The organism is Promineifilum sp. (SeqCode) (assembly GCF_041918635.1).
Classification (GTDB): Bacteria; Chloroflexota; Anaerolineae; order Promineifilales; family Promineifilaceae; genus Promineifilum.
Genome location: NZ_JAYRVJ010000382.1, coordinates 1 through 4,814, shown reverse-complemented (window position 1 = coordinate 4,814; position 4,814 = coordinate 1). Strand labels below are relative to the sequence as shown.

Below are 4,814 nucleotides of genomic sequence, written 5' to 3'. Positions count from 1 at the left end.
CTTTTCCTGCAAGCGGCCAACGGGCTGGTGGTAATGCGCGATCTGGGCGGCTGGCCGGGCGTGCTGGGCGAGAGCCATCTGGCCGCCGCGGCCGACCTGCTCGACGACCCCGTGCCCTTGCTGGCAACGCTCGACGAACTGCCCATCACGCTGCTCCACGGCGCACCCCACGTCGACCACTGGCGGCTGACGATCTTCGGCGAGCAATACCTGATCGATTGGAGCGGCGCGCAACTGGGGCCAAGCGTGCTCGATCTGGTGGCCTTCCTGGAACGCTACCCGCTGCTCATCGACCACCAGCCGGCGGCCAACGGCGAGGGAGAGCGCGAGCCGCGGCTGCGACTGCGCGAGCTGTCGCCGCTGGCCGAGGAGACGATGATCGACACGTACCTGCTGACGCTGGCGGCCGAGTTGGGCCAGCGCGTCTCGGCCCGCGCCTTTCGGGAAGCCATTCCCGCCGCCCACTGCCTGCACGTGCTGACGACCTGGTTCCCGTTCTTCGCCGCGTGGTCGGCCGACATGCCGGGTAAGTATGCCTGGCAGAAGGTCAATCGGTTGAGCGAGGCCGAGTTGGCCCGCTACGACGAGGGGCCGGTCGCCGGCATGCGCCCCTACATGGCTACTATCTTTGACCGTTTTTTGCGCGCTTATCGCAGCCTGTAGGAGCCAGGGAAGAGCGCTCTTCCCTAGTCCCTAGCCCCTGCAACCTGGCCTCTAACAACTACCGGTCACTTCTCACGTATAGACGGTAATATGGAAACACTGGGCCAAGATTTGGCGTTGGTTGTCGTGGTGATCGCCTTTCTGTTAGGCATCATTGGGACTTTTATGCCGGTTGTACCGGGGACGCTGCTGGTGTGGGCCGGCGTTGTGTTCTACGCCTGGCCCGTGGACGGTTTCGAGACGTTTTCGCCCTGGGTGTTCGCGCTGATCACGCTCATCGGCCTCGTCGCGGGCACGGCCGACCTGTGGCTACCGCTGCTGGGGGCGAAGACGGGCGGCGCGAACTGGAAGGCGCTGGCCGCCGGGGTGCTCGGCGGGCTATTGGGGACGTTTGTGATTCCATTACCCATATTCGGCACCATTGTCGGTTACGGCGCGGGTATCCTCCTGGCCGAGTACCTGCGGCTGCGCGAGTGGCGGCCGGCGCTACGAGCGACCCTCGGCGGCGTCGTAGGCTGGGGCCTCAGCGCCGCCGTCGAACTGGTCGGCGCGGTGATTATGATCCTGCTTTTCGCAACGCAGGTGTAGGTGGAAAATCGTTGACTATAGAAGAATTTGTGCGGAATTTTGGTCTGACCCTGCTGGCCGTGATGGGCGTGGCGGGTGTGCTGGCGCTGCTGCTGCTGGCGATTATCATCGTTCAGGTGCGGCGCATCCATGTGCCGGAAGGGGCGGGCTTTGCCGAGACGCTGCTCTACACCCCCTTTCTCGTCGTCCTCTTTCTCGACGTGCTCGATCTGGCCCTCGACTTCCTCTCCGCGCCCATCGCCTGGATCGTCCTCGATCGGCTAGGGCTAAAGGGCCTGCGCGGCGTAGCAACAGTGGAGTCCTTTGTTCCCTTCACGCAGGTCATTCCGTTGATGTCATTGTCCTGGATCGGCGTGAGGTTGTTCGGGAAAGAACGGTTTCTGGAGTAAGCGTTAAGACCTGACAGGTGGCCGCGTTGCGGCAACGCCGCCACCTGTCAGGTCTAGTTGAGCGGCAGCGCCAGACCGAACGTGCTGCCTACCCCTACCTCGCTTTCACACCACACGCGCCCGCTGTGGTGCTCAGCAATCGACTTGACGATAGCCAGCCCCAGGCCGGAGCCGCGCGCCCGCTCGGCCATCGTCTGTTGGCCGCGATAGAACTTCTCAAAGAGGCGCTCCTGCTCAGCCGGCGGGATGCCGGGACCGCGGTCGCGCACGCTGATCAGCAGTTCCCCTTCCCGCCGCTCGGCCCGCAACGTCACCAGCCCGCTGCCCGGCGCGTACTTAAGCGCGTTGGTGACCAGGTTCGTGACCGCCCGGCGCAAGAGTACCGGGTCGGCCATGACCGGCGGCAACTCGTGCGGCGCTTCCACGACCAACTGCGCGCCGGCCAGACGCGCCGGCGACGCATACTCCAGCGCCACCTCGCGCAGCAACTCATCAACCGGAACTCGGTCGAATTGGAGGTTCATCCCCGCCTCAACGCGGGCCATCTCCAACAGATCGTTGACCAGCAGTGTCATACGATCGATGCCGCCGCGAATACGCTCGGCGTACTCCCGCTCCGGCGTCGCCTCGGCGCTCTCCAACAGCAGGTCGGCGTAGTTGCCCATGTAGGTGAGCGGGCTGAGCAGGTCATGGGAGACACCCGACAGGAACTCCGATTTCAGCCGGTCGACCGCCTTAAAGTCGGTCACGTCCTGTAAGACGGCCACCCGGCCCATCGGCTGCCCGCCGCGCCCCTGCACCGTAGCGATGCTGGCCTGGAACGTCCGGCCGCCGGCCTCCACCTCCAACGCGCTATCCGGCTCGCGCGCCTCCGGGCGAGCCGCCATACTCAGGCGCTCCGCCAGCTTCGCCCCGCCGGCCAGGCCGCCGAACACGTCGCCCACCGGCCGGCCGGCCACCGCCCCGGCATTCAAGCCGAAGGCCGCCTCCAGCGCCGGGTTGATGAGCAACACCCGATCCGTCTGGTCAGTGACGACAACCGCCTGCATGGTGCTGGACAGCACGGCGGCCAGCCGTCGCCGGCCCCCCTCGGCCGCAGCGAACAGGTAGGCGTTCTGCACCAGGACGGCCGCCTGCCCGCCCAGCGTCCGCAGCAGGCCGCGCTCGTCGTTATTGAAATAATGGGGCTGGCGATAGCCGATATAGAGCGCGCCCTGAAATTCGCCGGCCAGGCGCAACGGCAAGGCGAAGAGCGCGGCCACCGGCGCGTCGAGGCCCAGGTTGGCCCGAATTTCGGCCGGCGAGCCGAGCGCCAGTTCCTCCACCGCGCTCACGTGCCGGACAACGGCCTGATCGAGCGCGGCCATGCTCTCCGCCGCCGGCCCCTCGGCAAAGATGAGCGGCGCGGACGAGTTGGGGTTGCGCACCACGGCCCGCGCCCCGGCCGCGCCCGTGCCGCGCAGCACGCCTTGCAACACGGCCGACATGCCCTCACCGATGTGGACGGTCGCCGCCACGTCGTTGCTGACGCTCAACAACAGCGACAGCTCGTCGAGCCGCTGGCGCAGGGAGCGCTGCATCTGGGAGAAGGCCAGCCCCAACTGTCCGATCTCGTCTTCCCGCTGCGGACGCACCGGCCGCTCCAGCCCCCCGCCGCCGGCAATGGCCCGGGACGCCTGGCCCATCTCGGCGATGGGGCGGCTGATGGCCCGGCCCAGCCCGGCCACGTAGGCGAAGAACAGGCCGCTGACCACCAACAACAGGAGCGCCAACGGCCCTATGACGCTGAGGGCCTGGCGCAGGGCGACGGCCGTTGGCACGGCGGCCACAACCGTCCAGCCGTTTTCCGGAACGAGCGTGTAGTAAACGAGTTGGCGCGCGCCGGTGTCGGGGTCGAGCATCTGGTAGACGCGCCGCTGTCCTGGGCCGCTCAGGCCGATGGCCGTCTGGTCGGCGCGCGGCGCGATCCACTCGCCGGCCGGCGCGCCGCCGGTGTGCAACACGACGCGCGACTGCTCATCCACCACCAGCCCTTGCCCCGCCCGGCCAGGCAGCGGCAGGCTGCCGATGGCGTCGGCCAGCGCCGCTGGCGCGATGTGGCCCAGCAGAACGAAGCGCCGGTTGGCGGCGTCGACTTGCGGCACGGCCAGCATGACCGTGCGTTCCCCACCCGCCTCCTCCACCCCCAGCCGCGGCCGGCCCGCGTTGAGCGCCTCGGCGACAGTTACTTGCTGCGCGGGCGTGAGGGCGGCTACGGCGGTCGCATCATCGCTGAAGACGCCCGCCTCCGTGATCAGGACGATCTCGCTGAAGCGCGGCGAGCGCTCCAGCAAGCGGCCTAACGCGTCCGACTTGACCGCCGGTTCGGCCGCCGCCAGCGCCGGATCGGCGGCGGATTGGGTCAACTCGTCGACCAGGGCGCGTTGCAGCGTCCCCAGCCGGACGGCGACGGTGTCGGCGTTGAAGGCCATCTGCTCGGCCAGCGCGCGCGCCGCCGCCCGCCCGGAGAGGATAAAGGCAACAATGGCGCTGAGCAGCAGGACCACGGCGGCAAAGGACAGGAACGCGGCCACGATCTGGCGCTGGAGGCTGCGGTGCAGCGGCGAGGGAACGAGGCCGCGATCGGGCCGCCACTGCGGGGCGATCCACAGCCCAATGGCTGTCAAAATCCCACCGACTAAGCCCTCCAACGCCAACGGCAGGAGGCTGCTACCGCCCAGAAAGAGGGCGAGATCGAGCGCGCCGAGAAAGCTGGCGCGCGGCACAGCGCTGATGAACACGTGCAGGCCCACAAAGAGGGCCAGCGTCAGCCGCCCGGCCACGGCGGCCGTCACCGGGTGGCGCAGGACGCGGAAGAGCTGTCCGGAGTAGTTCTGGCGCAGCAGAGCGGCCGACAGCCCGGCAGCCAGACCGCCGGCGAGGATGTCTACCGGCGCGCCCGTCTGGCCCAGTGCCCGGCCAAGCCCGGCCAGCAAGCCCACGACGATGGCCGCCGGGGTATTCAGCGCCGCTCCGGCCAAAAGGGCAGGCACAGCGGCGAACAGGGCCACCGCGTTCGTCGCCGGGTGGTCGCGCAGGATGGCGTTGGGCCAGGGTAGAACCAGCGGGAGGAGTTGGCTCAGCAGCGGCGCGGCGAGGCAGAGAACGAGGAAGAGCGCCCACTGCGACCGCGAT

Annotated in this window: 3 protein-coding genes and 1 pseudogene; 3 read left to right on the top strand and 1 reads right to left on the bottom strand. The window is 68.4% G+C overall.

Annotated elements, in window-relative coordinates:
* The 3 genes and pseudogenes from ACE3UY_RS12030 to ACE3UY_RS12020 form a co-directional block, all read left to right on the top strand.
* Positions 1 to 663: pseudogene (locus tag ACE3UY_RS12030) on the top strand (hypothetical protein); the annotation flags it as partial.
* 90 nt (positions 664 to 753) lie between these two features.
* Complete coding sequence (locus tag ACE3UY_RS12025; RefSeq protein WP_374687763.1) at positions 754 to 1,251, top strand: DUF456 domain-containing protein; 498 nt, start codon at positions 754 to 756, stop codon at positions 1,249 to 1,251.
* 29 nt (positions 1,252 to 1,280) lie between these two features.
* Complete coding sequence (locus ACE3UY_RS12020; protein WP_374687762.1) at positions 1,281 to 1,640, top strand: hypothetical protein; 360 nt, start codon at positions 1,281 to 1,283, stop codon at positions 1,638 to 1,640.
* Positions 1,641 to 1,693: 53 nt separating this feature from the next.
* On the opposite strand, the gene ACE3UY_RS12015 is transcribed toward ACE3UY_RS12020, so the two are convergent.
* Positions 1,694 to 4,814, bottom strand: a 3,121-nt coding sequence (locus ACE3UY_RS12015) for an ATP-binding protein (RefSeq protein WP_374687761.1), incomplete at its 5' end; no start/stop codon positions are given.

Excerpts from the sequence above, each read along its gene's own strand:
- ACE3UY_RS12025 (WP_374687763.1), top strand. The coding sequence starts at position 754 with ATGGAAACACTGGGCCAAGATTTGGCGTTGGTTGTCGTGGTGATCGCC.